The sequence below is a fragment of the Variovorax trehalosi genome, assembly GCF_051216415.1.
In the GTDB taxonomy this organism is placed as follows: Bacteria; Pseudomonadota; Gammaproteobacteria; order Burkholderiales; family Burkholderiaceae_C; genus Variovorax.
In genome coordinates, this window is the sequence record NZ_JBPJZG010000004.1 from 74919 (window position 1) to 100275 (window position 25357).

General features: G+C 66.8%; 28 protein-coding genes. 7 read left to right on the forward strand and 21 right to left on the reverse strand.

All coding sequences use genetic code 11. The annotated features are described in order from the left end of the window. Nucleotides 1-11 precede the first annotated feature (11 nt). The 15 genes from ACSFA7_RS15990 to hpaR all read right to left on the reverse strand — a co-directional run bounded on the left by ACSFA7_RS15990 (nucleotide 12) and on the right by hpaR (nucleotide 12000). Nucleotides 12-989: a 2-dehydropantoate 2-reductase gene (locus ACSFA7_RS15990; protein WP_435500284.1), complete on the reverse strand. Its 978-nt coding sequence runs from the start codon at nucleotides 987-989 to the stop codon at nucleotides 12-14. Between the two features lie 22 nt (nucleotides 990-1011). Then, entirely contained in the window at nucleotides 1012-1800 is a 789-nt protein-coding gene (locus ACSFA7_RS15995; protein ID WP_435500285.1) for a class II aldolase/adducin family protein, read from the reverse strand. 18 nt (nucleotides 1801-1818) lie between these two features. After that, nucleotides 1819-2808, reverse strand: coding sequence for a Bug family tripartite tricarboxylate transporter substrate binding protein (locus ACSFA7_RS16000; RefSeq protein ID WP_435500286.1), 990 nt, complete (start codon nucleotides 2806-2808; stop codon nucleotides 1819-1821). Between the two features lie 142 nt (nucleotides 2809-2950). After that, nucleotides 2951-3418 carry a nuclear transport factor 2 family protein gene (locus ACSFA7_RS16005; protein ID WP_435500287.1) on the reverse strand — a complete coding sequence of 156 codons (468 nt, stop codon included), beginning with the start codon at nucleotides 3416-3418 and terminating at the stop codon, nucleotides 2951-2953. 25 nt (nucleotides 3419-3443) lie between these two features. Continuing rightward, nucleotides 3444-4265 (reverse strand): 4-hydroxy-2-oxoheptanedioate aldolase, encoded by an 822-nt coding sequence (gene hpaI, locus ACSFA7_RS16010; protein WP_435500288.1) that lies wholly within the window; start codon nucleotides 4263-4265, stop codon nucleotides 3444-3446. Nucleotides 4266-4278: 13 nt separating this feature from the next. Further along, on the reverse strand, nucleotides 4279-5082 hold the full coding sequence (gene hpaH, locus ACSFA7_RS16015) for a 2-oxo-hept-4-ene-1,7-dioate hydratase (RefSeq protein WP_435500289.1): 804 nt from the start codon (nucleotides 5080-5082) through the stop codon (nucleotides 4279-4281). A 16-nt stretch (nucleotides 5083-5098) separates the two neighbouring features. After that, a complete protein-coding gene (locus ACSFA7_RS16020; RefSeq protein ID WP_435500290.1) occupies nucleotides 5099-5506 on the reverse strand; it encodes a 5-carboxymethyl-2-hydroxymuconate Delta-isomerase in 408 nt (135 codons plus the stop codon). A 13-nt stretch (nucleotides 5507-5519) separates the two neighbouring features. Further along, entirely contained in the window at nucleotides 5520-6347 is an 828-nt protein-coding gene (locus ACSFA7_RS16025) for a DODA-type extradiol aromatic ring-opening family dioxygenase (protein WP_435500291.1), read from the reverse strand. After that, nucleotides 6344-6679, reverse strand: coding sequence for an aromatic ring-opening dioxygenase subunit LigA (locus ACSFA7_RS16030; RefSeq protein WP_435500292.1), 336 nt, complete (start codon nucleotides 6677-6679; stop codon nucleotides 6344-6346). Before ACSFA7_RS16030 ends, ACSFA7_RS16025 begins: the two co-directional genes overlap by 4 nt. A 3-nt stretch (nucleotides 6680-6682) precedes the next feature. Next, nucleotides 6683-7657, reverse strand: coding sequence for a tripartite tricarboxylate transporter substrate binding protein (locus ACSFA7_RS16035; protein WP_435500293.1), 975 nt, complete (start codon nucleotides 7655-7657; stop codon nucleotides 6683-6685). Further along, the gene (hpaE, locus tag ACSFA7_RS16040) at nucleotides 7654-9120 is read right to left on the reverse strand and encodes a 5-carboxymethyl-2-hydroxymuconate semialdehyde dehydrogenase (protein WP_435500294.1); all 1467 of its coding nucleotides are present in this window, start codon (nucleotides 9118-9120) and stop codon (nucleotides 7654-7656) included. The genes ACSFA7_RS16035 and hpaE overlap by 4 nt, the downstream gene beginning before the upstream one ends. Nucleotides 9121-9136: 16 nt before the next feature. Then, entirely contained in the window at nucleotides 9137-10117 is a 981-nt protein-coding gene (locus ACSFA7_RS16045) for a Bug family tripartite tricarboxylate transporter substrate binding protein (RefSeq protein ID WP_435500295.1), read from the reverse strand. 46 nt (nucleotides 10118-10163) lie between these two features. Continuing rightward, nucleotides 10164-10934, reverse strand: a complete 771-nt coding sequence (locus ACSFA7_RS16050) for a fumarylacetoacetate hydrolase family protein (RefSeq protein WP_435500296.1) — start codon at nucleotides 10932-10934, stop codon at nucleotides 10164-10166. Next, the gene (locus tag ACSFA7_RS16055) at nucleotides 10931-11569 is read right to left on the reverse strand and encodes a fumarylacetoacetate hydrolase family protein (protein ID WP_435500297.1); all 639 of its coding nucleotides are present in this window, start codon (nucleotides 11567-11569) and stop codon (nucleotides 10931-10933) included. Before ACSFA7_RS16055 ends, ACSFA7_RS16050 begins: the two co-directional genes overlap by 4 nt. Next, nucleotides 11566-12000, reverse strand: coding sequence for a homoprotocatechuate degradation operon regulator HpaR (gene hpaR / locus ACSFA7_RS16060; protein WP_013538719.1), 435 nt, complete (start codon nucleotides 11998-12000; stop codon nucleotides 11566-11568). The genes ACSFA7_RS16055 and hpaR overlap by 4 nt, the downstream gene beginning before the upstream one ends. Before the next feature lie 99 nt (nucleotides 12001-12099). Here hpaR and radA point away from each other — a divergent pair, with 99 nt between their 5' ends. Both radA and ACSFA7_RS16070 read left to right on the forward strand, forming a co-directional pair. Next, nucleotides 12100-13488, forward strand: coding sequence for a DNA repair protein RadA (gene radA, locus ACSFA7_RS16065; RefSeq protein ID WP_435500298.1), 1389 nt, complete (start codon nucleotides 12100-12102; stop codon nucleotides 13486-13488). Nucleotides 13489-14030: 542 nt separating this feature from the next. Next, entirely contained in the window at nucleotides 14031-14447 is a 417-nt protein-coding gene (locus tag ACSFA7_RS16070) for a glycerate kinase (RefSeq protein WP_435500299.1), read from the forward strand. A 7-nt stretch (nucleotides 14448-14454) separates the two neighbouring features. On the opposite strand, the gene ACSFA7_RS16075 is transcribed toward ACSFA7_RS16070, so the two are convergent. Further along, on the reverse strand, nucleotides 14455-15399 hold the full coding sequence (locus ACSFA7_RS16075) for a LysR family transcriptional regulator (protein WP_435500300.1): 945 nt from the start codon (nucleotides 15397-15399) through the stop codon (nucleotides 14455-14457). A 130-nt stretch (nucleotides 15400-15529) separates the two neighbouring features. Here ACSFA7_RS16075 and ACSFA7_RS16080 point away from each other — a divergent pair, with 130 nt between their 5' ends. Together ACSFA7_RS16080 and ACSFA7_RS16085 are read left to right on the forward strand one after the other, a co-directional pair. Continuing rightward, complete coding sequence (locus tag ACSFA7_RS16080; protein WP_435500301.1) at nucleotides 15530-16891, forward strand: MFS transporter; 1362 nt, start codon at nucleotides 15530-15532, stop codon at nucleotides 16889-16891. A 41-nt stretch (nucleotides 16892-16932) separates the two neighbouring features. Continuing rightward, nucleotides 16933-18144, forward strand: a complete 1212-nt coding sequence (locus tag ACSFA7_RS16085) for a M20 aminoacylase family protein (protein WP_435500302.1) — start codon at nucleotides 16933-16935, stop codon at nucleotides 18142-18144. A 10-nt stretch (nucleotides 18145-18154) separates the two neighbouring features. Here ACSFA7_RS16085 and ACSFA7_RS16090 read toward each other — a convergent pair whose 3' ends face one another. After that, nucleotides 18155-19162, reverse strand: a complete 1008-nt coding sequence (locus ACSFA7_RS16090; RefSeq protein ID WP_435500303.1) for a recombination-associated protein RdgC — start codon at nucleotides 19160-19162, stop codon at nucleotides 18155-18157. A gap of 134 nt (nucleotides 19163-19296) precedes the next feature. On the opposite strand from ACSFA7_RS16090, the gene ACSFA7_RS16095 reads away from it, so the two are divergent. The 3 genes from ACSFA7_RS16095 to ACSFA7_RS16105 are packed head-to-tail and all read left to right on the forward strand — an operon-like array spanning nucleotide 19297 to nucleotide 20886. After that, nucleotides 19297-20250, forward strand: a complete 954-nt coding sequence (locus ACSFA7_RS16095; RefSeq protein WP_435500304.1) for a branched-chain amino acid transaminase — start codon at nucleotides 19297-19299, stop codon at nucleotides 20248-20250. Between the two features lie 8 nt (nucleotides 20251-20258). Beyond that, the gene (locus ACSFA7_RS16100; RefSeq protein ID WP_435500305.1) at nucleotides 20259-20468 is read left to right on the forward strand and encodes a zinc-finger domain-containing protein; all 210 of its coding nucleotides are present in this window, start codon (nucleotides 20259-20261) and stop codon (nucleotides 20466-20468) included. 1 nt (nucleotide 20469) lies between these two features. After that, nucleotides 20470-20886, forward strand: a complete 417-nt coding sequence (locus tag ACSFA7_RS16105) for an ABZJ_00895 family protein (RefSeq protein ID WP_435500306.1) — start codon at nucleotides 20470-20472, stop codon at nucleotides 20884-20886. A gap of 1 nt (nucleotide 20887) precedes the next feature. On the opposite strand, the gene ACSFA7_RS16110 is transcribed toward ACSFA7_RS16105, so the two are convergent. From ACSFA7_RS16110 to ACSFA7_RS16125, 4 genes are all read right to left on the reverse strand, one after another. Further along, complete coding sequence (locus ACSFA7_RS16110) at nucleotides 20888-21898, reverse strand: hypothetical protein (protein ID WP_435500307.1); 1011 nt, start codon at nucleotides 21896-21898, stop codon at nucleotides 20888-20890. A 100-nt stretch (nucleotides 21899-21998) separates the two neighbouring features. Then, on the reverse strand, nucleotides 21999-23246 hold the full coding sequence (locus tag ACSFA7_RS16115) for an O-antigen ligase family protein (protein ID WP_435500308.1): 1248 nt from the start codon (nucleotides 23244-23246) through the stop codon (nucleotides 21999-22001). Nucleotides 23247-23314: 68 nt separating this feature from the next. Further along, on the reverse strand, nucleotides 23315-24514 hold the full coding sequence (locus ACSFA7_RS16120) for an ATP-binding protein (RefSeq protein WP_435500309.1): 1200 nt from the start codon (nucleotides 24512-24514) through the stop codon (nucleotides 23315-23317). 6 nt (nucleotides 24515-24520) lie between these two features. Further along, a complete protein-coding gene (locus ACSFA7_RS16125; RefSeq protein ID WP_013538733.1) occupies nucleotides 24521-25243 on the reverse strand; it encodes a response regulator transcription factor in 723 nt (240 codons plus the stop codon). Between the last annotated feature and the right edge of the window lie 114 nt (nucleotides 25244-25357).

The window sequence follows — 25357 nt, forward strand, 5'->3', positions numbered from 1 at the left end:
CGGGGCGGCGCTCAGTACAGCCCGAGCTGCCTTGTCCTCAACCGCGCCAGCCCCAGCAGCGCATCGGTGAACGGCGTGGCCACGCCCGTCAGCACACCCAGCTCGCGCACCACCGTCACCAGCGCATCGAGTTCCACCGATCGCCCGGCTTCCACGTCCTGAAGCATCGAGGTCTTGAATGCGCCGAGCTTCTTTGTGATCTGGTGCCGGTCTTCGGGGCTCTGGGTGATCTCGATGCCGATGCGGCGGCCGATTTCCTTGGCTTCGAGCATCACGGCCGAGATGAATCCGCGCACGTAGTCGTCGCCCATGATCAGGTCGGTGGTGGCGCCGGTCAGTGCACTGATCGGGTTCACCGTCATGTTGCCCCAGAGCTTGAACCACACATCCTTCTGGATTTGCGGCGACAGCGTGGTGTCGATGCCCGCGCGGTTCAGGAGCTCGACCAGCTTCTTCACGCGCGGCGTGGCCTCGCCCGACGGCTCGCCGACGATCAGCCCGTTGCCGAAGTGATGCCGCACCACGCCCGGTCCGTCGAGCGAACAGCTTGCATGCACCACGCAGCCGATCACGTTGCGGGCCGGAATGGCCCTGGCGATGGCGCCGTCGGGGTCCACCGCGGCCAGCCGGTGGCCCGTGATCTCGCCGCCGAAGCCGCCTTCCAGAAACCACCACGGCACGCCGTTCATCGCGACCAGCACGAGGGTGTCGGGCCCGATCAGCGGGCCGATGCGCTCGGCCACGGCGGCCAGCGCGGGCGCCTTCACGGCGATCACCACCAGGTCCTGCACGCCGAGCGCCTCGAGGTCGGCCACCGCGTTGACGGGTACGCGCGTGCGCACGTCGCCGCGCATCAGCGAAAGGCCGTCTTGTTGCAGGGTTTCGAGCGTCGCGCCGCGCGCGACCACGTTGAGCCGCTCGCCGGCCTGCGCGAGGCCGGCACCGATCCAGCCGCCGATGGCGCCGGCGCCGTAAATACAAATCTTCATGGGGAAGCTCGCCTCGATTTCTTCAGTTTCTGTAGCCTGGATCGATGCGGTCCACTTGCCGCATCAGCGCATTGAACACGTCCTGCCCGGCGCCGTGCGCGGGGCTGAACTGCAGCGCATCGCGCGTGCAGCGCTGCGCGATCTCCTCGCTCACCGGGATGGCGGCGCCCATCGAGAAGGTCGCCATCTGGATCTCGCAGGCGCGCTGCAGCGTCCACAGGATCGCGAAGGTCTGCGGCAGCGTCTGTCCCCAAGCCAGGAGGCCGTGGTTGCGCAGGATCACCGCGTTGCGGTTGCCGATGCTCTGGAGGAGGCGCGGGCCTTCGTCGGCATGGATCGTGATGCCCTCGAAGTCGTGATACGCCACCATGCCGTGCAGCTGGGCGGTATAGAAGTTGGTCTGCTGCAGGCCGCCCTGCAGGCAGGCCACGGCCACGCCGGCCGTGGTGTGGGTGTGCATCACGCAGTGCGCGCCGGGCAGGCCGTCGTGGATGGCGGCGTGCACGGTGAAGCCGGCGGGGTTCACCGGGTACGACGATCCGTCGAGCACCTTGCCGTGCAGGTCGATCTTCACGAGGTTGCTGGCCGTCACTTCGCTGTAGTGCAGACCGAAGGGGTTGATGAGGAACTGCTTCTCGCCACCGGTCACGCTGTCGGGCAGTCGCACCGTGATGTGGTTGTAGATCATCTCGACCCAGCCCAGCATCGCGAAAACGCGATAGCAGGCAGCGAGCTCTTCGCGCGCGGCGCGCTCGTCGGGGTGGATCGAGGGATGGACCAGCGCCGAGGGCGTGGTGGCGAGTGTGTTCATTGCAGTTCCTTCATGCGGTTAACCTTCCGCGGTGAAGCCGACCTCTTTGACGATCGGCGCCCACTTGGCGGTGTCTTTCTTGAGCAGCTCGGTCAGCTCCGCGGGCGTGGAAGACATGGCTTCCAGCCCGAAGGTGCCCAGGCCGTCGATCACGTCTTTCTGTGCGAGCGAGTTCTTCATCGCGGTGTTCAGGCGCGCGACCAGTTCGGGCGAAGCCTTGGCCGGCAGGAAGAAGGCGAACCACTCGCTGTGCGCCATGTTCTTGATGCCCTGCTCGCCGAAGGTCGGCACATCGGGCGCGAAGCGGCTGCGCTTGGCACCCGAGACGCCCAGGATGCGCACCTTGCCCGAGGGCAGGTGCTGCGTGATGTCGCCGATGGGCCCCGACACCGCCGAGATATTCCCGCCCAGCAGGTCGAGCATGGCCGGCTGCGTGCCGCGGTAACCCGCGTGCTTGAGATCGACGCCGGCCTGCATGCCCAGCAGCGCGCCGATGAAGTGCGGCGTGGAGCCCGCGGCCGGCGAGCCGTAGTTGGCGCCGGCCGGGTTGGCCTTGGCCCAGGCCAGGAACTCGGGGACGCTCTTCACGCTGGCCGGCACCGACGGACCGACGGCAAAGCCGAAGTCGAAGATGCACCCGATGCTGACCGGGGTGAGGTCCACCATCGGGTCGTACGGCAGCTTCTTGTAGATGTGCGGATAGATCGTGAGGATCGAGGTCGGCGTCTGCAGGATGGTGGTGCCGTCGGCGGGGCGCCCCTTCACGTAGGTGACCGCGATCTGGCCGCCCGCGCCGGTGCGGTTCTCCACCACGGCAGCCTTGGCGTACTCGGGGCTGAGCTTCTGCGCCACGCGGCGGCAGATGGTGTCCGAGGTGCCGCCTGCCGCGAAGCCGGTGACGATGGTCGCGGTCTCGATGCCGGCCTGCGCGTAGGCCTGCTGGCCGATGCTCGCAAGCAGCGCCGAGGCGCCGGTGGTCTGAAGGATCTGGCGGCGTGTGAAGCTCATGATGGGTCTCTCTCCGGGTGGTGATGGTTCGGGAGCGCGTATTTTTCCAGCAAGGCGTGGCGCGGGACCCCCGCGTTTACCTCACGTTTTGAAAGCCGCGACACGATTTCCTCCATCCGCGAGTGCACCGGTGAGTTCGTTGTCAGAACATTCCGTTCTTGTTGGCGGCGGTTTCGGGCACGGGCTGGTTCACGTCCCAGTGCTCGACGATCTTGCCGTTCTCCAGCTTGAAGATGTCCACGATGGCGTTGCCGCGCGTGCCCGGCTCGCGCACCGCATGCACGTGCAGGATCACGTAGTCGCCTTCGACGAAGGAGCGCTTGATCTCGCTGTGCGACTTCGGAAACTTCTCGCGCAGGAAAGCGATGAACTTGCGAAAACCCTCGGGGCCGTCGGCTGCCGTGGGGTTGTGCTGCACGTAGCGGTTGCCCACGTACTGCAGGGCGGCCTCGGCGTCTTTCTGGTTCAGGCCCTTCTCGTAGAAGGCGAGCACGGCCTGGCGATTGGCCTCTTGCCGGGCCAGGGTGCTCGGGCTGCCGCCCGGTTGTGCGCAGGCTGCGAGGAAGAGGGTGGCCGTCGCGAGTGCGGCGGCAAGGATCATGCGTTTCATCTGGGACTCCCGGTGTGAAAGGACTTCAGTAGCCGTTGGGCGTCGCGGCGCCTGCGGCGTTCTTGTATTTCGCCGCGAGCTGCTTGGCCGCGGCCGTGAGCACGATGGTGTCCACCCCCACAGCCACGAACAGCGCACCGGCCGCGAGCCACTTGCGCGCCTGCTCCTCGGTGGTCGAGAGAATGCCCGGTGCCTTGCCGGCTTTCAGGATGCGCGCGATGGCATCGGCGATCACCGCCTGCACCTCGGGGTGGTTGGGCTGGCCCACGAAGCCCATCGAGGCCGACAGGTCCGCCGGCCCGATGAACACGCCGTCCACGCCCGGCGTGGCCGCGATGGCGTCCAGGTTCTTCATCGCCTCGACCGTCTCGGCCTGCACCAGGAGGCAGGTCTGCGCGTTCGCTTCGTGCAGGTACTGCGGGTAGGCCTGCCAGCGCGAGGCGCGCGCGAGCGCACTGCCCATGCCGCGGATGCCCTCGGGCGGATAGCGCATGCCCTGCACCATGCGCGCGGCCTGCTCGGCGGTATCGACCATGGGTACCAGCAGCGTCTGCGCGCCGACGTCCAGGTACTGCTTGATCAGCGTGGTGTCGCCGGTCGGAATGCGCACGACAGGATGCGAGCGCTCCGATTCGGGCTGCGCCGACCATGCACTCGAAATGCCCTGCAACTGACCGAGCACCGAGCGCACGTCGTTGGGCGCGTGCTCGCCGTCGACCAGCAGCCAGTCGTAGCCGCAGCCCGCGAGGATCTCGGCGACGTAGCTGTCGGCCAAGCCGACCCAGAGGCCGATCTTTTGCTCGCCGGCCAGCATGGCTTGCTTGAAGGTGTTGATGGGGGTTTGCATGAACGTCTTTCTTTCAGACAAGGCGGAATGAAATGGCGCCGAGCGGGCCGTAGTCGACGTGGAAGGTGTCGCCCGGCAGCGCGGTGGTCGGGCGGGTGAACGAGCCGCTCAGCACCACTTCGCCAGCTTCGAGGCATTCGTCCCACGGCGCGAGCTTGTTCGCGAGCCATGCGACGCCGGTGGCCGGATGGTTGAGCACGCCCGCGGCCACGCCCGTTTCCTCGATCACGCCGTTCTTGTAAAGGAGCGCGCTCACCCAGCGCAGGTCGACCGCATCGGGCTTCACCGGCCGCCCGCCCATCACGATGCCGGCGTTGGCCGCGTTGTCGGAGATGGTGTCGAACACCTTGCGCGGGGCCTTGGTGTGGCGGTCGAACTGCTCGATGCGCGCATCGATGATCTCGATGGCGGGCACCACGTAGTCGGTGGCGGCCAGCACATCGAAGATCGTGACGTTCGGGCCCTGCAGCTTCCTGCCGAGGATGAAGGCCAGCTCCACCTCGATGCGCGGCGCGATGAAACGCGCGAAGGGAATGTCGCCGCCCTGCTCGAAGAACATGTCGTCCAGCAGCGTGCCGTAGTCGGGCTCGTCGATCTGGCTGGACTGCTGCATCGCGCGCGAGGTGAGACCGATCTTGTGGCCTTTCACCGTGCGGCCTTCGGCGATCTTCTTCTTCACCCATTCGCGCGAGATGGCGTAGCCGTCCTCGACGGTCATCTCTGGAAAACGCTTGGAGAAATGCTCGACCTGCACGCGCGATTTCTCGCTCTCGTGCAGCTCGGCAGCCAGTTGGGCGATGGTGGCTTGGGGCAGCATGATGGTTCGCTTCTTCTTATGGCTTGTTGAACAGGGGGTGCAGGTTGCTGTGCTTGCCGTCGTACACCTGACCCGGGCTCTCGTCGATCTGCAGCGTGATGCCGATGTGGCGCTGGTCGAAGATCGGTGCGAAATGCGCGCGCACGTCGGCGAGCAATTCGTCGCCGGCCTTCTTCTTCACCGCCTCGGAGCGGCCCGCGGCCATGCGGATGTTGAGGTACACGAAGGCGTAGTCCGCCTTGCCGTCGGCCACCGCGTAGTGCGCGGCGGGGTAGGCCAGAACGCGCGTGCCGCCGATGGGGAACACGGGCTTGTCCGCCTCGTCATGCTGCTTCAGCATCGTGTCGGCGAGCGTGCGGCACAGGGCTGACATGTCGGTCTCGGCTTCGATGTTGGGCGTGTACAGGATCACCAGGTGCGGCATGTGCGTTCTCCGTTCATGCCACCGACATCGTGGCGGCCGTACAGGTCACCGCGAAGATCGGGATGGCCTTCATGTGAAGGATCTCGCCTTTGCCGCGCGCGGCCGCGGCCACGCTGAGGAAGGTGCGGATCTCGAAGCCGCCCTGGCCCGCTTCGCGGTAGGTGGCCTCGTCGTTGTAATCGTCTTGCGAGAGCAGCGCCTCGCGGTCGTTGGCGCACCAGCGGCGCATGAACTCGGCGTCCCACTCGGCATTCACCTTGCCCGAATCGGGCGTGGCCGGCCAGTGCGAGATGCCGCCCGTGCCCACCAGCGCGATGCGCTCGGGCGCCTTGTCGCAGGCGCGGCGCAAGGCTTCGCCGAAGGCCCATGCGCGGTGCAGCGGCGTGAGCGGCGGGCCCTGGCAGTTGATGTTCACGGGGATGACCTTGGTGTCGAAGTCGGGCGTGAGGAAGTGCAGCGGCACCATGATGCCGTGGTCGAATTTCCATTCTTCCGCGTAGGCCACGTCCACCGTCTGCATCACTTCGCGGATCAGGCGCTGCGACAGCGCTGCGTCGCCGGGCACCTTCGTCTTCTCGATGCCGAGCCACTTCGGGTCTTCGATGGGGCCCTCGTAGCTGTCGGCCATGCCGATGGCGTAGGCCGGCATGTTGTTCATGAAGAAGTTGGCGAAGTGCTCGGCGGCGATGACGATCACCGCATCGGGCTTCGTCGCGCGCATCGCCTCGCCGAAGCGATGGAACTGCGCGTGGAACTCGTCCTTCACCGCCGGGTCGGCCAGGTGGGCGCGGCCGGTGATGCCAGGGGCGTGGCTGCACACGCCTGCGAATACGAGACTCATACGCCCGCCACCTTTTCGTCTGTTCCGGTTGTCATTGCGTAGATGCCCGCGCGGACCGGGCCGTACTTGCGCACGCCCTCGCGCATCGCTTCGAGATAGTCGGCCCATGCGATGCCGAGCAGCGGCGCGAAATGCATCAGCAGCTGGCCGTTGCAGCCGAGCACATAGAGCTTGCCGATGTCACCGGTGGCGATGGCCTCGCGCTCTTCGTCGTCAAGGTCGTAGTCGGCGAGCAGCGCGGTGCGCACCTCGCCGCCTTCCGCGTACCGGCGCTGCACTTCGGCTTCGCGGTTCAGCGCGAAGAGGAATTTCTGCATCGCATAGAGGCTCATCGTTCAGCCCTCGATCTGGATGTTGGCTTTGCGGATCACGTCGCCGTACTTCGCGATCTCGCTCTGGATGAAGGCCGCAAAGCGCTCGGGCGTGCCCGACAGCGACGCGATGCCGCCCTTGCGGAAGGCATCCGTCACAGCAGGGCTCGCGAGTGCGCGGTTCACCTCGTCGTTCATGCGCAGCACGATGGCATCGGGCGTGCCGGCGGGCGCCAGCAGGCCGTTCCACGAATTGGACTCGATGGCCACGCCCTGTTCTGCCAGTGTGGGTATGGCCGGCGCGTACTGCGAGCGCTGCGCCGTCGCCATGCCCAGCGCGACCAGCTTGCCGCTCTGGATGTGGCCGCGGAACTCGGGCCAGTTGCCGAACATCATCGTCACCTGCCCGCCGAGCAGGTCGGTGAGCGCGGGGCCCTGGCCTTTGTAGGGCACATGCACGATGTCCAGGCCCATCTGGAGCTTGAGCATTTCGCCCGACAGGTGCGCCGAGGTGCCGTTGCCGAAGGAGGCGAAGCTCAGCGTGCCGGGCTTCGCCTTGGCCTGGTTGCGCAGGTCGGCCAGCGTCTTCAAGCCGCTCGACGGATGCGTGGCGAGCACGTGCTCCGACATGCCCATGAGCGCGACCGGGCGCAGGTCTTTCTGCGTGTCGTAGGGGAGCTTGCGCACCAGCGTCTGGTTGGCTGTGAAGCTGTTGGCCACGCAGACGAAGCTGTAGCCATCGGGCGCCGACTTGGCGACCGAATCGACGCCGATCACCGTGCCCGCGCCGGGCTTGTTCTCGACGATCACGGCCTGATCGAGCGTCTTGCCGAGTTCGACCGCCATGAGCCGCGCGACGAAGTCGGTGGTTCCGCCCGGCGTGAAGGGCACGACGATGCGCACCGGCTTGTTGGGCCAGTCGCCGCGTGCATGTGCCAACGACGGCAGCACCCCAAGTGCGGCGGCAACCTGCAGCAGCGCGCGGCGGCTGGCGTTCACGCCGCGCCCCAGTGCGGAATGTGGTGCGAGCCCAGCGACACCGCCACGTTCTTCGGCTCGCAGAACACTTCATAACTCCAGGTGCCGCCCTCGCGGCCGGTGCCCGAGGCCTTGGTGCCGCCGAAGGGTTGGCGCAGGTCGCGCACGTTCTGGCTGTTGACGAAGCACATGCCGGCCTCGACGGCGGCAGCCACGCGGTGGGCCTTGCCGATGTTCTCGGTCCACACGTAGCTCGAGAGGCCGTATTGGATGTCGTTGGCCAGGCGGATCGCATCGGCCTCGTCCTTGAACGGAATCAGGCACGCGACCGGGCCGAAGATTTCGTCCTGCGCGATCTTCATGCGGTTGTCGACGTCGGCGAAGACGGTGGGCAAGACGTAGTTGCCCTTCTTCACGCGGTCCGGCAGGTTCGACGGCGCATCGAGGCCGCCGCACAGCAGCGTCGCACCTTCCTTCGGACCCAGTTCGATGTAGCTGCGCACCTTGGCCAGGTGCGCCTGCGAAATCATCGGGCCGACGATGGTCTTCTCGTCAAGCGGGTCGCCCACGGTGATGCGCTTCGCACGCTCGGCGAACTTGGCGGCGAAGTCCGCATAGATCGACTGCTGCACCAGGATGCGCGAGCCGGCCGTACAGCGCTCGCCGTTGTTGCTGAAGATCATGAACACGGCCGCATCGAGCGCGCGGTCAAGGTCTGCGTCTTCGAAGATCACGAAGGGGCTCTTGCCGCCCAGCTCCATGCTGAACTTCTTGAGGCCCGCGCTCTTCACGATGCGGTTGCCGGTGGCGGTGGAACCGGTGAACGAGATGGCGCGCACGTCGGGGTGCGCGACCAGCGGCTCACCCGCTTCCTTGCCGTAACCGTGCACGAGGTTCAGCACGCCGGGCGGAATGCCGGCTTCGAGCGCCAGTTCGCCCAGGCGCGCGGCCGTGAGCGGCGAGAGCTCGCTCATCTTCAGCACCGCGGTGTTGCCGAAGGCCAGGCACGGCGCGACCTTCCAGGTGGCGGTCATGAAGGGCACGTTCCACGGGCTGATCAGCGCGCACACGCCCACCGGGTGGAACAGCGTGTAGTTCAGGTGCGTGGGCGTGGGGTAGGTGTGGCCGTCCACGCGCGTGCACATCTCGGCGAAGTAGTAGAAGTTGTCGGCCGCGCGCGGCACCAGCTGCTTGCCTGTTTGTGCGATGACCTGGCCGCAGTCGTTGGTCTCGGTCTGCGCGATCTCGGGCACGTTCGCAGCGATCAGGTCGCCGAGCTTGCGGATGAGCTTCGCGCGCTCGGGCGCGGGCATGCCGGCCCACTTCGGAAAGGCTTCCTTGGCGGCGGCGACAGCCGCGTTCACCTCGGCTTCGCCGCCCGAGGCGACTTCGGCCAGCACCTCCTGCGTGGCGGGGTTGACGGTCTCGAAGTAGTCCGTGCCGGTGACGGACTTGCCGCCGATGAGGTGGTTGATCTGTTGCATGGAGGGTGTGTCCGTTTCAGTCGAGCTTGATGTCGCGCGCCTTGATCAAGGCATGCCATTTCTTGCGCTCCGCGTCGGTGTAGCGCGTCATTTCGGTGGCGTCGGCGGGGCGTGCTTCCCAGCCGGCGTCATAGAGTTTCTGCTTCACGCCGGCATCGCCCATGGCTTTCTGCAGTTCGGTGCCGAGCTTGGCCTGCACTTCCTTCGGCGTGGCCGCGGGCGTCACCAGGCCTTGCCAGGTGTAGGCCTCGACGTTGGCGTAACCCAGTTCCTTGGCGGTGGGCACGTTGGGCAGTTGCGGAATGCGCTCGGCCGACATTGCGAGCAGCGGCACGACCTTGCCGGCTTTCACGGCGCTCACGCCACTGGGCAGGTCGAGCATCATCAGCGGCACCTGTCCGCCCATCAGGTCCTGCAAAGCGGGCGCGCCGCCCTTGTAGGGCACGTGCAGCATCGACACGCCGGCCTCGCGCTGGAACAGTTCCATCGCCAGGTGGTGCGGACTGCCGGTGCCCGGCGTCGCGATGCTGAACTTGCCGGGCGATGCTTTCAGCGCGGCGATGAGCGCCTTCGCATCGGCCACGCCGGCATTCGGTGCCGCGGTGATGACCAACGGCGAGCGGCCCATCATGCCGACGAGCGCGAAGTCTTTCTCGGCGTCGTAGGGCAGCTTCTTGTAGAGGGCAGGGTTGTAGACCAGTACGCCGTTGTCGGCCGAGAACACGGTGTAGCCGTCGCCGGGTGAACGCGCGACGTTCTCCGACGCGATGATCGCGCCGGCGCCGGGCTTGTTGTCGACCAGCACCGGCTGGCCCAGTTGCTGTGAGACCTGCGCGCCGACGGTGCGTGCGAGAAAGTCCGTGCCGCCGCCGGCCGGGTAGCCCACCACCCAGCGCACGGGCTTGGTGGGATAGGCCGCTGTCTGCGCCGGTGCATCGAGCGCGAGCATCGAGGCAGCGAGTGCCACGAGGGCGAGCGTTTTCCTTCTGGCGTTCATTGCGTTTGTCTCCGCTGGTTGTATGTGTGTGGGACAGGAAAAAATGTCAGGCCGCGTCGATCGTGCTCACCAGCGCGCCGATGTGCTCGATCTCGGTGACGACGACGTCGCCCGGCTTGCAATCGACCACGCCGTCGGGTGTGCCCGTGAGGATCAGGTCGCCCGGCGAGAGCGTCATGAAGCGGCTGAAGTACGCGATGAGGAAGGGCGCGTCGAAGATCATGTCGCGCGTGTTGCCCTGCTGCGTGACGGTGCCGTTGACGGTGGTGCGCAGCGCGAGCGCCATCGGGTCGGGAACGTCGGCCGCATCGACGAACCAGGGGCCCAGCGGCGTGCAGGTGTCGCGGTTCTTCACGCGCAGGTTCGGGCGGTACCAGTTCTCCAGGTAGTCGCGGATCGCGTAGTCGTTGGCGACCGTGTAGCCGCCGATGAAGTCGTAGGCGTCGTCGCGCTTCACATGGCGAGCGGTCTTGCCGATGACGATGGCGAGCTCGCATTCGTAGTGCATGAACTGCACGCCGGCCGGGCGGCGCGTGCGCTGGCGGTGGCCGATCAGCGTGCTCTGGCCCTTGATGAACACCAGCGGTTCTTCAGGCGCCTTGAATTCGAGTTCCTTCGCGTGGTCTGCGTAGTTGAGACCCAGAGCGAGGATGGTGCGCGGGCGTGTGGTGGGCGCGAGCGGTGGCAGCCAGATGAGTTGTTCTTGCGGCACGACGCGGCCGTCTTCGAGCCGCACGGCGGCGTCCGGCTGGCCGTTGAATTCGTGCGCGGTGCCGGTGTGCTCGCGGCCTTCGTGAATGACGCGTGCGTGCTTCATGTGGCGGTCTCCTGCACCAGCGTGTTGGCCAGTGTCTCGAAACCGTTCGCCGAGATCTCGATGCGGTCGCCCGCGCGTGCCAGCGGTCGACCTGCGTCGCAGCCGAGCATCAGCACGTCGCCGTGCGCGAGCGTCATGAAGTCGCCGACGTCGGCGAGCAGCTGCTGCGCCGGGCGCACGAGCTGTGAGAAATCGATCGACTGCTTCAGTTCGCCGTTGATGCGCACCTCGACGCGGAAGTTCGCGGGGTCGGCCACCTCCTGCGCATCGCGCAGCGTGGGGCCGATGCCGAGGAAGCCGTCAAGGCACTTGAACTTCACCGGCGGGCGGAAGAAGCTCGCGTGCGGAATCGACAGGTCGTTCATCAGCACGAAGCCTTCGACATCACCCTCGGCGCCGATCACCATGCCGATGCTCGCGCCGATCTCCACTTCGGGAACCGATGCGGGCACGGTGATGGCGCTGCCGTGCGGACTCCAGGTGTTGGCGGTCTTCACGTAGAGAACGGGCGCTTTCGGCGGCGCCTTGTAGGGTGGCTCGGTCATCTGCGGCGCGAGTGCCGCGACCTCGGCGCGGAAGTTCAGCAGCGTGCCGTACACGGTGCCGGTCGGAAGGAAATGCGAAGCGGTGCTCATGAGGGCTGCTCCAGTGCGATCAGTTCGTCCAGCAGCCCATAGAGCTGCGTGAGCTTGGCCTTGCCGAGCGACTTCTCCATCCAGTCGTAGTGGGCCTCGATGCTGGTGCCCAGTCGCTTGACCAGCTTCATGCCGTGCGGCGTGGCCTCGACCACGGTGCGGCGCTGGTCGGCGGGGTCGCGGGCGCGGGTGATGAGGTTGTCGCGCTCCATGCGCGCGAGCACGCCGGTGAGGCTGGGCCCGAGGATGAAGGCCTCGCGCGCGACGCGGCCAGTGTCGACCGCGCCGTGCTCGCCGAGCACGCGCAGCACGCGCCATTGCTGGTCGGACAGCGCGTGCTCGCGCAGGCTCGGCCGCGTGTGGGCCATCACGGCTTCGCGGGCCTGCAGCAGCAGGCGCGGCAAATTGCGGTGGGTGAACGTGGTGCTCAAGAGCGGTGCCTCATCAAATTAGTTAACATGTTAAATGATTGGCGATTTCTTTCCAAGCCGCCGGTCATCAGGGTTTGTGCGGACACCTAAACTCGACGGATGGCCAAGGACAAATCTCTTTTCGTCTGCAGCGAATGCGGCGGCACCAGCCCCAAGTGGCTCGGCAAATGCCCGAGCTGCGGCGCCTGGAACACATTGATCGAACAGGTGGCGGGCAGCAACGCACCGGCCAACAACCGCTTCGGCACGCAGTTCTCGCCGCTGGCAGGGGTCTCCGAATTGGCCACGCTCTCGGAGATCGAGGCGACCGACATCGCGCGCACGCCCACCGGCATCGACGAACTCGACCGCGTGCTGGGCGGCGGCATCGTGTCGGGCGGCGTCACGCTGATCGGCGGTGACCCGGGCATCGGTAAATCGACGCTGCTGCTGCAGGCGGTCGATGCGCTCCAGCGCGCAGGGCAGAACGCGCTCTATGTGACGGGCGAAGAGAGCGGCGCGCAGGTGGCGCTGCGCTCGCGCCGGCTCGGGCTCGATCACTCGCAGGTGCAGGTGCTCGCCGAGATCCAGCTCGAGAAGATCATCGCCACGCTCGACGCCACGCGGCCCGCGATCGCAGTGATCGACTCCATTCAAACGGTGTATTCAGACCAGCTCACCTCGGCCCCCGGCTCGGTGGCGCAGGTGCGCGAATGCGCGGCGCATCTCACGCGCTTTGCCAAGACCAGCGGCACGGCCGTGGTGCTGGTGGGCCACGTCACCAAAGAGGGCGCGCTCGCCGGTCCGCGTGTGCTCGAACACATGGTCGACACGGTGCTGTATTTCGAGGGCGACACGCATTCGAGCTTTCGCCTCGTGCGCGCCATCAAGAACCGCTTCGGTGCGGTCAACGAGATCGGCGTGTTCGCGATGACCGAGCGGGGCCTCAAGGGCGTGGCCAACCCGAGCGCGATCTTCCTGAGCCAGCACGCCGAGCCGGTGCCCGGCAGCGTGGTGCTGGTCACGCTCGAGGGCACACGGCCGATGCTGGTGGAGATCCAGGCGCTGGTCGACAACGGCGGGCCGAGTCCGCGGCGCCTCTCGGTGGGCCTGGACCGCGACCGCCTCGCGATGTTGCTCGCGGTGCTGCACCGCCACGCGGGCGTGGCCTGCATGGACCAGGACGTGTTCGTGAACGCGGTGGGCGGTGTGCGCATCAGCGAACCCGCGGCCGACCTGGCCGTGATGCTGGCCATCACCTCGAGCCTGCGCGGGAGGCCGCTGCCCAAGGGGTTCATTGCGTTCGGCGAAGTGGGCTTGGCCGGCGAGGTGCGCCCCGCGCCACGCGGTCAGGAGCGCCTGCGCGAAGCCGCCAAGCTGGGCTTCAGCATCGCGGTGGTGCCCAAGGCGAACGCGCCGCGCAAAGGCACCAAGGAGATCGAAGGGTTGACGATCCACGCCGTCGAACGCATCGAAGAAGCAATGGATATCGTTCGCCGCCTCGATTGACTGATCGATTGATCCCGCGGGCAAAAAAATGCCCGGCGCGTCTTTGACGCGCCGGGCCACCCTCCCTATCCCCCGATGTGTTCGTGAACGCCGGTCCGCTGTCTGGCGTGGCCGCGTTCATCGATGTCTGGCGATCCGGGTTGCCGCCGCGATGGCCGTTGGCGTTCGCCACACCGGCTTTTCGCGAATCCACAACCTGGATCGCCTCTCCCTGAAAACTGTTCTTTGTCGATCCGTGGGATGAAATGTGCCGCCTGACGCCACCATGGCATGTGCATTTCGAGGCGAGTACCGTTTTTTGCCCCCGGTGGTAGCCACGGTCGATACAGCAAAATCGCCCCCCGACCGATATGCGAACTTTCGAATGAAACCCGTGCCTTGCCCCGTCGCTGCGGTGAACTTGCACTGCGTTGGTATCAGCGCGCGCTACCGGAAGCCGAGCGGGTATCGATCGAGTCGCCGACTTCGCGACCCGTCGGCAAACGCGCCGGCCGCATGACCGGGAACCCCGTGGTCAGGCCGCGAGCAGCCAGGCGGCGACAATGCGCGCCATGAATTTCCAGAAATTGCTGGTGCCCGTGGGCGGCATCGTCCTTCTCGCCCTGGCGTGGCGCAGCTACGGCTGGGCCGGCGTCGCATTGACCGGCGGGGTCATCGTGATGTTCCTGCTGCTGCACTTCAACCGCGCGATGCAGGTGCTCAAGCGGGCCGCCGACCGGCCGGTGGGCTATGTCGCGAGCGCGGTGATGCTCAACGCCAAGCTCAAGCAGGGCGTGACCCTGATGCACGTCATCGCCATGACCCGCGCACTCGGCGAGTTGCGCTCCCCCGCGGACACGCAGCCCGAGCTCTACCGCTGGACCGATACGGGTGGCTCGTACGTCGATGCGGTGTTCAACGGCGGCAAGCTGCAGAGTTGGGAAATGACGCGGCCCGAGGTTTCCCCTGAAATAGTGTGAACAGGCCCTAGGCCGCAGCGGCCCTGCGGCGCGGCCGGCGCCACAGCGGATTCACCTTCGCGTGGTGGCGCACTTCCTTGGCGAATTCGGCGCATATGTGGGTCATCAGGTCGGCCGAGCGATAGACCAGGTAGACATCGAAGTCCGGCACCTCGTCGGTGATCGGCAGGCGTTCCAGCAGGCCGGGCTGCATTCGCACCGCCCCCGCGTCGTGGAACACGGTGTCCGACCACATGCTGATCAGGTCGGTCTGCGTGGCCAATTGCAGGCCGAGCAGGTTCGACGCGCTCTGCACCATGCGCTTGGGCATCTCCAGCCCGTTCACGCGCATCGTGGACACCAGCGGGCTGCCGGGCTCGTCGACGGGGTCCAGCACCAGCCAGTCGGCCTCCAGCAACGTGCGCAGCTTGCGCACCCGCCGCAACGGATGGCCGGTGCGCACCGCCACGTGCATCGACAGCGAGAACAACGGCTCCCACTGAAAGACGTTGGTGCCCGGGCCGTTGCAGGTCGAGACCAGTGCCAGGTCGAGCCGGCCTTCGCGCAGCCCTTCGAAGAGCTGCTGCGGCCGTTGCTCGTAGGCGCGCAGCGCCACGTTGGGAAAGCGCTGCCTGAACGACGCCATCGTATTGGGCAGCGGCCCGCCCGAGGCCACGGCGGTAAAGCCGATGTTGAGTTGCGCCTCGTCGTGTCCGCGAATCGCCTCGATGTCTTCGAGCGCATGCCGCAGCTCCTGCTCGACCAGGCTGGCGCGCTTGACCAGCGCCGTGCCATAGGCCGTGAGATTCACGCCGCGCGTGGTGCGCAGCATCAGCGTCACGCCCAGTTCGCGCTCCAGTTCGGCAATCGTCTTGGACAGCGCCGGCTGTGTGATGTGCAGGCTGCGTGCCGCCTCATGGATGCTTCCGTTCTGGGCGACCGCCAGCAGAACGCGCAGTTGTTGCAGCTTCATGGTGCCTCCGTGATCCCCGGGGAACCCCTTGGGGGATTCCATTTGGTTATCAGCATGAAAATATGTGATTCTGCGCTGGCGCGCTTTGCCTGAATACTCCGCCGCAAATCCTGTTCGTGGAGTCGATTCGATGAGTGAAGCCGCTTTGCCCGCAAGCCAGATGCGCCGCGCCCCTCCGGCCGCCGCCTGGCCGTCTTCTTCCCACGCCGCAGATGCTGCAAATGGCACGGATGCCGTGCAAGCCAAGGGCAAGCAAAGCCAGTTCCGCCTGATCGCCGCCTGCTCGCTGGGCAATGCGCTCGAGATGTACGACTTCACTGTCTACAGCTTCTTCGCGCTCCTGATCGGCAAGCTGTTCTTCCCGTCGGACAGTCCGTACGGCTCGCTGCTGCTGGCCGTGGCCACTTTCGGCATCGGCTTCGTGATGCGGCCGCTGGGCGGCGTGATCATCGGCAACTACGCCGACCGCAAGGGGCGCAAGGCCGCGTTGACGCTCACCATCGGCCTCATGGTGGCCGGCACGCTGTGCATCGCGCTCGCGCCCACTTACGCGTCGGCTGGCGTGTTCGGCTCGCTGATGATCCTGGCCGGGCGTTTGCTGCAAGGCTTTTCGCTCGGCGGTGAGGTGGGCGCCGCCACCTCGATGCTGATGGAATCGGGCGGCATCCGGGGCCGCGGCTTTCGCGTGAGCTGGCAGCTCGCGAGCCAGGGCGTGGCGGCGGTGCTGGGCGCGCTCACCGGTGCGGCGCTGTACGCGGCGCTGCCGCAGGCCTCGCTCGAGAGCTGGGGCTGGCGCCTGCCTTTCCTGTTCGGCCTGCTGATCGCGCCGGTCGGCTTCTACATCCGCGCCCACCTCGAGGAAACGCACCAGGCCCGCAGCCACGAATCCAGCCCCATGGGCCGGCTGCTGCGCGAGCACGCAGGCACGGTGCTCAAGGGCATCTTGTCCATCACGGCGGGCACGGCCGCCATGTACCTGGTCGTGTTCTTCATGCCGACCTACATGATCCGCGTGCTGCACATGCCGCCGTCGCTCTCGCTGTTGTCGGGCTGCGCCACCGGCATCACGATGTTCGCGGTGGCGCTCGTGGCCGGGCGCCTGGCCGACAGGCTGCCGAACCGCAAGCCCCTGGTGATCGGCTCGCTGGTGATCGGCGTGCTGGCCGTGTACCCGGCGTTCTGGCTCATCAACCACCACCCGAGCGTGCCGCTGGTGCTGTGCCTGTCGGTGCTGCTGACGGCGATCGTGAACCTTGGCACCACGCCGCTGTTCCTGATGCTGCTTGAGATGCTGCCGATCGGCGTGCGCGCCAGCGGCATCTCGGTGATCTACAGCGTCGGCGTGACGGTGTTCGGCGGCTCCTCGCAATTCATCGTGACCTGGCTGCTCGCCACGACCGGCAACCCGATGTCGCCGGCCTTCTACATGATGGCCTGTGGCGTGTTGAGCATCTGTGCGGTCATGGGCCTGAACGCACGCCGGGTCGACTGAAATTCTTCCCCTGCATCCAAGAACAACAGACCACCACATCCATGACCCGCGAACTCAGTCTCCAGACCACCCGGCTTTTGTCCCGATTGCTGCCTCAGGCCGACGTCGACACCCAGGCGTTCGTCGACATCCGCCGCCAGATTCACGCCAACCCCGAGCTCGGCTTCGAGGTGGGCGCCACCGGCGAGCTCGTCGCCAACCTGCTGCGCGAATGGGGCTACGAGGTGCACACGGGCATCGGCAGGACCGGCATCGTGGCGCAGCTCAAGGTCGGCAACGGCACGCGCCGGCTGGGCATCCGCGCCGACATGGACGCGCTGCCCATCGTCGAGGCCACGGGCCTGCCATATGCGAGCAAGACCCACGGCCGCATGCATGCCTGCGGCCACGACGGCCACACCGCCATCCTGCTCGCGGCCGCCAAGGCGCTGGCGAAGCGCCGCGATTTCGATGGCACGCTGAACCTGATCTTCCAGCCCGACGAAGAGAATCTCTGCGGCGCGCGCGCGATGATCCAGGACGGCCTGTTCGAGCGTTTTCCCTGCGATGCGGTCTACGCGCTGCACAACGCGCCGGGCGTGCCGGTCGGCAGCTTCCTCGTGATCGAGGGGCCGGTCACGCTGTCTTCGGACGTGGCGGACGTCACGATCAAGGGCGTGGGCGGGCATGGCGCCATGCCGCACCTCTCGCGCGATCCGGTGCCGGCGGCGGCCGCCGTGGTGACGGCCTTGCAGACCGTGGTGGCGCGCAACGTGACGCCGGGCGACACGGCCGTCGTGTCGGTCGGCTTCATCCGCGGCGGCGCCACGCACAACGTGATTCCGCAATCGGTGGCGCTCGGCCTCAATGTGCGGGCGGCACGGCCCGAAACGCGTGCGGTGGTCGAGCAGCGCATCCGCGAGATCGTGAGCCTCACGGCGCAGGCCCATGGCGTGGAGGCCGAGATCAACTACCGCCAGCTCGTGCCGCCGGTGGTCAACACCGCGGCCGAGTGCCGGCTGATGGCGCAGGTCTGCGCCGAACTCGTCGGCGCGGAACACGTCGTCACCGAGGCCCCGAAGGGTTTTGCGGGCAGCGAGGACTTCGCCTGGATGCTCGCCGAGTTGCCGGGCTGCTATCTGCTGCTCGGCAACGGGGAGGGCCAGTTCGGCGGCTGCATGGTGCACAACCCCGGCTACGACTTCAACGACCAGGTGCTGCCGCTGGGTGCGGCCTGCTGGGTGCGGCTCGCGCAGACCTATCTGGTCGCCTGAACGCCTTCGATCAGAACGGCGCGTCTTCCTCTTCCTCGGCGGTATCGGCCGGGGTCGTGGTGGTGGGTGCCGCCGTTTTCGCGGCGGGCTTCGGTGCTTCGTCCGCTGACGCAGCACCGAACGCCGCTTCGCCGCCCAATGCGTCGAGCAGCGCCGGCACGAGCTGGCCGAGCTCGCCGGTGGCGATCGCCACGTCGGCGTCGTAGTTGTCTTCCTTCTTGCCGCCGGCCGCGCCGTCGCCCGTGCCTTCGAGGAACACGATCTTGCGGATCAGCATGCCGTGCGTGAGCTCGAACGACACGCGGTCGTCCCAGGTGAGCGCCAGACGCGTGGGGCGCTTGCCGTCGGTGATGTGCTTTTGCACTTCCTCGATGTCCAGCGGGTGCTTGGCGTAGCGCACCACGGCCTTCGAATCGTCCGAGGCCTTGAGCTCGCACTCGCGGTCGATGGTGAAGCCGGCCGGCGGCTCCTGCGTCAGCAGCCAGTTGGCCATGGCGGCGGCTGGCTCGATCTGCGTGTTGATGAGGGCCACCGCAAAGCCGTCGAGCGACTTCACCAGGCTGGTGACCACTTCGTCGGCGCGCGAGGCGTTGCCGCTGTTGATCACGAGGCGGTTCTCGGCCTTGTCGATCCACACCGCCACGCGCGCGCTGCGGGTGAAGGCCATCGGCAGCAGCTCCAGGGTGATGTCTTCCTTGAGCTCCTTCTTTTCCTTCTTGCCGGGCTTGCGGCCGGTGGTGGCCTCGATCTGCGCGCAGCGCTCGTCGAGCTTGCGGCGCACCACGGAGCCGGGGACCTGCTTGCTCTCGATCATGTATTCGACGAGCCACTGGCCGTCGATGGATTCGACCAGCGGGCCGCCGGCTTCGCCGCGGGGCTCGGCCCAGCCGGCGGACTTTTCCTGCGAGGGGCCGCAGGGCTCGAAGCGGTGCTTGCCCAGCCCCTCTTCTGCCTCGGCCAGTGATTGGGACCAGGCAGGTTCGATGCGATAGACGATGACGTTCTTGAATACGGACACGGAAACCCTTTTTCCACTGGTTTGCACAACCGGCCATTGTCGGGCACCCCGTTCCGGGCGCCGCCGTAAAATCGAAAGCTTTTGCGACTGCCCCCTCTGTCGCACCCCCACACCGCTCCCAAAGGAATCAGGAAATGAGCTCGATCCCCCCCTCGCTGGACGACCGTGACGGCAAGATCTGGATGGACGGCGAACTCGTGGACTGGCGCGACGCCAAGATCCACGTGCTGAGCCACACGCTGCACTACGGCTGCGGCGCCTTCGAGGGCGTGCGCGCCTACAAGACGGCGGACGGCAGCACGGCCATCTTCCGCCTGGCCGAGCACACCGAGCGCCTGTTCAACAGCGCCAAGATCCTGCGCATGAAGATTCCCTTCTCGCACGAACAGCTCAACGAAGCGCAAAAGCAGGTGGTTCGCGAGAACAAACTCGAGAGCTGCTACCTGCGCCCCCTCATCTGGATCGGCTCCGAAAAGCTCGGCGTGAGCCCCAAGGGCAACAAGATCCACGCCATGGTCGCGGCCTGGTCCTGGGGTGCCTACCTCGGCGAAGAAGGCATGCGCCGCGGCATCCGCGTGAAGACATCGAGCTACACCCGCCACCACGTCAACATCACGATGACGCAGGCCAAGTCGGTGAGCAACTACACGAACTCGATCCTGGCGAACATGGAAGCGCTGGACGACGGCTACGACGAAGCGCTGCTGCTTGACGCGAGCGGTTTCGTGTCGGAAGGCGCGGGCGAGAACATCTTCGTGGTCAAGGGCGGCGTGGTCTACACGCCCGACCTGTCGGCCGGCGCCCTGAACGGCATCACCCGCAACACGATCCTGCACATCTGCAAGGACCTCGGCATCGAGCTCGTGCAGAAGCGCATCACGCGCGACGAGGTCTACATCTCCGACGAAGCCTTCTTCACCGGCACGGCCGCCGAAGTGACGCCCATCCGCGAACTCGACCGCATCGAGATCGGCAACCGTGGCGACGGCGGCTCGCGTGGCCCGATCACCGAGAAAATCCAGTCTGCCTTCTTCGACATCGTGAACGGCAAGAATCCCAAGTACGCCCACTGGCTCACGAAAGTCTGAGAAAACACATGTCTACCAATGCAGTCATCGAACTCCTGGCCAAGGAGCTCAACCACCAGGGCGGCGTGTTCTGCCCCAGCCCCAAGGCGGATATGCAGCTCTGGGACAACCATCCCAAGGTCTACCTCGACGTGGCGCGCACCGGTGAAGCCAAGTGCCCGTACTGCGGCACGGTGTACCGGCTGAAGGCCGGCGAAACCGTCTCGGCGCGCCACTGACGTGACGCTGCGGGGCCTCCTGTGCCGCTTTGCAGCGGCCTACCTGGTCCTGCTGGTGGTCGTCGCCGTGGTGCTGAACCTGGCGGGTGCCAGTTCCCACACCAGTGGCAACGTGGCCGCCTTGCTCGCCGCGGTGACGTGGGTGTGCATGGACTTCGCCAAGAAGAATGGCCGCTACTTCACCCCCGACGAAAAAAAGCGCGCCATCGTGGGCATGCTGGTCATCGACATGGCCATGCAGGCTGCGGTGACGGCGGCGGCCGGCCTTTTTTCCGGCGCGCCGGTCCTTGCGCTCGGGACGACGATGCTGGTGCTGCTGTTCGTCGGCGTGCTGCACGCGCTGGTGATCTGGTTCTTCGTTGGCTTTGCCGGCAAGCAGCACGCGGCGGCTGAAGCCCGGCGCAACAAGAACAGCTGAGTCAGGGCGCGAGGACCACAGGGAGTGTCTTCTGGTCGCTGCGCCATTCGCCGCGCAGCGTGGTGCCTTCCGGCTTGAGCCGCAGTCGCGCCTTGGATTCGGACTCCTCCAGCTCCAGCACGCCGTTCCGGTATTGACCGGACACGGAGATGGGCTTGCGATAGCGGTCGTAGAAGTACACCGCGTTCACCTGTCCATCGCCGCCACCGGTCAGCGGCAACCGCAGCGTGATCGGCAGCCGCCCGTCGATGCTGCCGCGCAGCACCTGGCCGAACGGCGAGGTGGGCGCCGGGGCGTTGCCCTCGCCGAGCAGCAGCGTGCGGCCGTAGCCTGTCAGCCAGGGCTTGAGTTGCGAAGCTGGCAAGCGCGTGCTGAAACTGCCGATGTCGTCGAGTGCGCGCATGGCGTGGTTGCTGCAGCGGCCCTGTGCGAACAGCACGGCGCCGGTTTCGATCTCCATCCGGCCCACGCCTTCGATCTTCCGGTACTCGGCGTCCCTGCGGGACAGGCAGTCCTCATACAGGTCGATCGTGGCGTCGTAGTCATTGGCCGATCTGCCATCCCTGGATTGCGGTGCCTTCTTCGCTTTTTGCAGCGACGCAATTTCCTTTCGAAGGGTCGCGGCATTGTTCGCGTCGATCTTGCCGGCGAGCGCTTGCAGTCCCTGCGGCGTGAACAGGTCCTGGGCCTCGAGGTGGCGGCCTGTGATCGCATCGAAGGCATGGGCGTATGTGAAGGGCTCGCAGTAGGCGCCGCAACCCTCGCCCTCGATACGCAGCGACAGCAAGCGCGCGTCGTTGCGCAGCACCGTGTAGCCGAGCTCCGGCATGTTTTGCCATTGCTGCCCGCCCATCCCGCGCAGACCGTCGGCTGCACGCACGGGCGCCGGGATCTCGAAGGTCTCCAGGAAGAGCCACTGGTTGATGCGCGTTGCGACTCGGGCGTCCTCCGACTGGACGAAGGGAAACTTCTGGTCGGCGGTTTTGCCAGCCTGCCGCGTGAGCGTCTGCACGTTCAGCGAGGCAGCCTGTGCACCGCCGAGGGTCCAGGCAAGTGACGCGGCGATCAGGCCCTGCCAGAGCCACAGGCGAGGAAAGCGCATGCGATGTCTTTCAGGCTTGCGCGGCGAGAGCCGGCTTCTTGGGCCAAGGCCACAGGTCGCGCCACGGCGCGGGGTCGTTCTTTTCTTGCGCGAGCCTCAGGTACACCATCGCGATCCAGAGCAGCGCAAGTCCGATCTGCGCATCGCGCATGGCCGAGTTCACGCTCGATGCGATCAGCGCGATCAGCGTTGCGGCCAACGCAAAGCGGCCGGCAATGTCGGGACGCCTCCACGCCTGCCATACCGCCGCCACCATGATGACCAGCAGGCTCAGCAGCGCGGGCAATCCGCCCTGCGCGCCCACCCAGAGAAAGTCGTTGTGCGGCATGTTCGAGTCCGCGAACAGGGCCGGGCCGCGCTTGTGCCACTGGCTGGTCCAGCCGCCGATGCCCCAGCCGGTGAGCGGCCGGTCGGCGATCATGAGGCCGGTGTCGCGGTACATGTAGTACCGGATGACCCAGCTTCCGTGGAAGACCGCGCCGGTTTGCGCCTCCTCGATTTCCTGAACGCCCGTCTCGACTTTGTGCTGAAGCTGCGGCAACTGGTAGAGCGCGGCCCCGATCACGACCGCTCCCAGCACCAGCGCACTCACCAGCATCTTCAGATGGTTGCGCCACTGATGGATGCACACCACCGGAACCACCAGCAGCAGTGCGAGTACCGAGGTGCGCGAGGTCAGCGGCAGCGCGACCACGAAGCCCAGCCCCAGCATCAGCAAGAAGGCCGGAATGGCGCGCAGCGGCCTGTGCGCGGCGATCTGTGCAATGCCCCACACGGCGGCCGTGGTGGCCACCACGCTGAACAGCAGCGCGTTGCTGATCGACTTGTTGCCCACCTCCATGACCACCCCGCGCAGCGGCGACCAGACCGGAAAGCCGATGGCGTAATGAAGCACGATCAGCAGGATGTTCAGCGCCGCGATCAGCAGGAAGCCGCGCAGCGCCCAGATCGCTTCCTCGCGCGTGAGCGCCATCGCCATCAGGATCGTGAGACCTATCCGCAGGCCGTGGAACAGGTTGGAAGGGGTTTCGGGGTAGTGCGGCCCGAAGGCCAGCACGAGGAGGGTCCAGGTCAGGTAGGCCACCACCGGCCACCACAGCGGGTTGGCGCGCAGGCGCGCGAAGCGTTCGCTGTAGCCGCCGGCGATGAGCATCGTCACCAACAGGAGGATGGCCGACAGGTAGGTGACGCCGACCGGCATGAACACCACCAGCCCCCAGAACATGGCCGCGGGCCGAACGATGTGCGATCTCTGCATAGGGGCGGGATTTTAGGTGGGGCCAATGCCCCCGACCTGACTTTGCGCGGAGCGCCGCCGCGGCGCGTTCAGTGGGCGTGTACTGCGACCGGCAGGCGGATCACGAAGCTCGCGCCACCCTCTGGCGCGTCTTCGCAGCGCACCGTGCCGCCGTGTCGCTCGGCGATCGACTTGACCAGCGCCAGCCCGAGGCCCACGCCGCCGTTGCGTTCGCTCGCGCCGGGCAGCCGATAGAAGGGCTCGAAGATGCGTTCGCGCAGCGCAGGCGGCACGCCGGGGCCGCGGTCGTTCACGCGCACCGTGGCAAAGCCGTTGGCGCTGCCCAGTTCCACGCTGATCTCGCCGGCACCGTAGCGGCGGGCGTTTTCCAGCAGATTGCGGATCGCGCGGCGCAAGAGGCGCGACACGCCGGGCACGGTGAGCGTCGCGTTGTCGGTGCCCTCGGCCAGGTCGAGCTCGGCATTCACCTGAGCGCATTCCTCGGCGGCCAGGCCGGTCAGGTCGACGGCCTCGACGGTGCCCATGTCGGCCTCGCTGGCGTCCAGACGACTGGCCAGCAGGATCTCGTCGATCAACTGGTCGAGCTCGCCGATGTTGCGCGAGATTTCCTCGCGCGACTTGGGGCTCGGCTGGTCGCCCATCAGTTCGAGGCTCATGCGGATGCGCGTGAGCGGCGAGCGCAGTTCGTGCGATGCATTGGCCAGCAGCGACTTGTGCGAGCGCACCAGCTGTTCGATGCGCTCGGCCGACGCGTTGAATCGTTTGGAGAGATCAGTCACTTCGTCTTGCCCTTCTTCGGTCACACGCACCGAGAGATCCCCCTCGCCCCATCGCTGGACGCCGCGCTGCAACGACTCAAGCCGCTGGGTGATGCGCCGCACGATCGGGTACACGCCCAGCGCCACCGCCACGCCCACCAGCGCGATCATCCAGCCCAGCCCGAAGGGCGTGCGCCACGGCGCGAAGCCGCCGGTGCCGGTGGGGCGCTCCCGTGGCGCCACGCGCAGCGTGATGGCCTTGCCGTCGCTCAGCGTCACGTCGAACTCCAGGCCCTGGCCCGGCACGCGCAGTGCGGTGCCAGCGCCGATCTTCTTGTCCTGCGCGTCGAGTACGACCACCTCGCGCGGCACTGGCGCCAGGCGCTCGCGCTCGGCCTCGGCGGCCTCGCGCACGATCCAGTTGGCCATCAGCGTGAGGATGACCACGCCGCCCACCACCGCAAGCCAGATGCGGACGTAGAGATGGCGGGAGTACAGCTTGCGCAGCATCAAGCGTCAGTCTTGTTGCTTGGCAAAGACGTAGCCAACGCCGCGCACGGTGAGGATGCGTTTGGGGTTCTTGGCGTCGACTTCTATCGCGGCGCGGATGCGGCCCATGTGCACGTCGATCGAGCGGTCGAAGGCTTCGAGCTCGCGGCCGCGCACGGCTTCCATGATCTGGTCGCGCGTGAGCACGCGGCCTGCGCGCTCGGCCATCGCGACCAGCAGGTCGAACTGGTAGGAGGTGAGGTCGGCCAGCGCGCCGGCCACCGACACGGTGCGCGCGTTGCGGTCGATCTCCAGCGTGCCGAAGCGCATCACGGTGGAGGCTTCGCTCTCGGTGGCGTTCTCGCTGCGCCGGCGCAACACGGCGCGGATGCGCGCGAGCAGCTCGCGGGGCTCGAAGGGCTTGGGCAGGTAGTCGTCGGCACCGATCTCCAGGCCGATGATGCGGTCCATCGGGTCGCCCTTGGCCGTCAGCATCAGCACCGAGACCTTGGAGATGGGGCCGGGCAGGGCGCGGATGCGGCGACAGACTTCCAGGCCGTCGGTGTCGGGCAGCATCAGGTCGAGGATCACGAGGTCGGGGGCGTGCTGCTGCAGCTGCTCGAGGCCGCTGGCGCCGTCACCGGCATGGTTGAAGGCGAAGCCCGACTGGGTCAGGTACTCGCCCACCATCTGCGCCAGGCGGGCGTCGTCTTCGATCATCAGGAGTTGGGGGGTGCTCATGCGCTTCATGGTCGTCCACAGGGAGCAAGCGGGCTTGAACGCTCCGTAAAGTTGGGTAAACCTCAGGCGTGCGTGTCAACCGGAGGTGCTGCGAAAAACATAGCGCCAAGCCCAGGGGCCGCG

Bases quoted from the DNA above. Each gene is read 5' to 3' on its own strand.
- ACSFA7_RS15990 (WP_435500284.1), bottom strand. From the start codon at position 989: ATGAAGATTTGTATTTACGGCGCCGGCGCCATCGGCGGCTGGATCGGT.
- ACSFA7_RS15995 (WP_435500285.1), bottom strand. From the start codon at position 1,800: ATGAACACACTCGCCACCACGCCCTCGGCGCTGGTCCATCCCTCGATC.
- ACSFA7_RS16000 (WP_435500286.1), bottom strand. From the start codon at position 2,808: ATGAGCTTCACACGCCGCCAGATCCTTCAGACCACCGGCGCCTCGGCG.
- ACSFA7_RS16005 (WP_435500287.1), bottom strand. From the start codon at position 3,418: ATGAAACGCATGATCCTTGCCGCCGCACTCGCGACGGCCACCCTCTTC.
- hpaI (WP_435500288.1), bottom strand. From the start codon at position 4,265: ATGCAAACCCCCATCAACACCTTCAAGCAAGCCATGCTGGCCGGCGAG.
- hpaH (WP_435500289.1), bottom strand. From the start codon at position 5,082: ATGCTGCCCCAAGCCACCATCGCCCAACTGGCTGCCGAGCTGCACGAG.
- ACSFA7_RS16020 (WP_435500290.1), bottom strand. From the start codon at position 5,506: ATGCCGCACCTGGTGATCCTGTACACGCCCAACATCGAAGCCGAGACC.
- ACSFA7_RS16025 (WP_435500291.1), bottom strand. From the start codon at position 6,347: ATGAGTCTCGTATTCGCAGGCGTGTGCAGCCACGCCCCTGGCATCACC.
- ACSFA7_RS16030 (WP_435500292.1), bottom strand. From the start codon at position 6,679: ATGAGCCTCTATGCGATGCAGAAATTCCTCTTCGCGCTGAACCGCGAA.
- hpaE (WP_435500294.1), bottom strand. From the start codon at position 9,120: ATGCAACAGATCAACCACCTCATCGGCGGCAAGTCCGTCACCGGCACG.
- ACSFA7_RS16045 (WP_435500295.1), bottom strand. From the start codon at position 10,117: ATGAACGCCAGAAGGAAAACGCTCGCCCTCGTGGCACTCGCTGCCTCG.
- ACSFA7_RS16050 (WP_435500296.1), bottom strand. From the start codon at position 10,934: ATGAAGCACGCACGCGTCATTCACGAAGGCCGCGAGCACACCGGCACC.
- ACSFA7_RS16055 (WP_435500297.1), bottom strand. From the start codon at position 11,569: ATGAGCACCGCTTCGCATTTCCTTCCGACCGGCACCGTGTACGGCACG.
- radA (WP_435500298.1), top strand. From the start codon at position 12,100: ATGGCCAAGGACAAATCTCTTTTCGTCTGCAGCGAATGCGGCGGCACC.
- ACSFA7_RS16070 (WP_435500299.1), top strand. From the start codon at position 14,031: ATGCGCGCCATGAATTTCCAGAAATTGCTGGTGCCCGTGGGCGGCATC.
- ACSFA7_RS16075 (WP_435500300.1), bottom strand. From the start codon at position 15,399: ATGAAGCTGCAACAACTGCGCGTTCTGCTGGCGGTCGCCCAGAACGGA.
- ACSFA7_RS16080 (WP_435500301.1), top strand. From the start codon at position 15,530: ATGAGTGAAGCCGCTTTGCCCGCAAGCCAGATGCGCCGCGCCCCTCCG.
- ACSFA7_RS16085 (WP_435500302.1), top strand. From the start codon at position 16,933: ATGACCCGCGAACTCAGTCTCCAGACCACCCGGCTTTTGTCCCGATTG.
- ACSFA7_RS16095 (WP_435500304.1), top strand. From the start codon at position 19,297: ATGAGCTCGATCCCCCCCTCGCTGGACGACCGTGACGGCAAGATCTGG.
- ACSFA7_RS16100 (WP_435500305.1), top strand. From the start codon at position 20,259: ATGTCTACCAATGCAGTCATCGAACTCCTGGCCAAGGAGCTCAACCAC.
- ACSFA7_RS16115 (WP_435500308.1), bottom strand. From the start codon at position 23,246: ATGCAGAGATCGCACATCGTTCGGCCCGCGGCCATGTTCTGGGGGCTG.
- ACSFA7_RS16120 (WP_435500309.1), bottom strand. From the start codon at position 24,514: ATGCTGCGCAAGCTGTACTCCCGCCATCTCTACGTCCGCATCTGGCTT.
- ACSFA7_RS16125 (WP_013538733.1), bottom strand. From the start codon at position 25,243: ATGAAGCGCATGAGCACCCCCCAACTCCTGATGATCGAAGACGACGCC.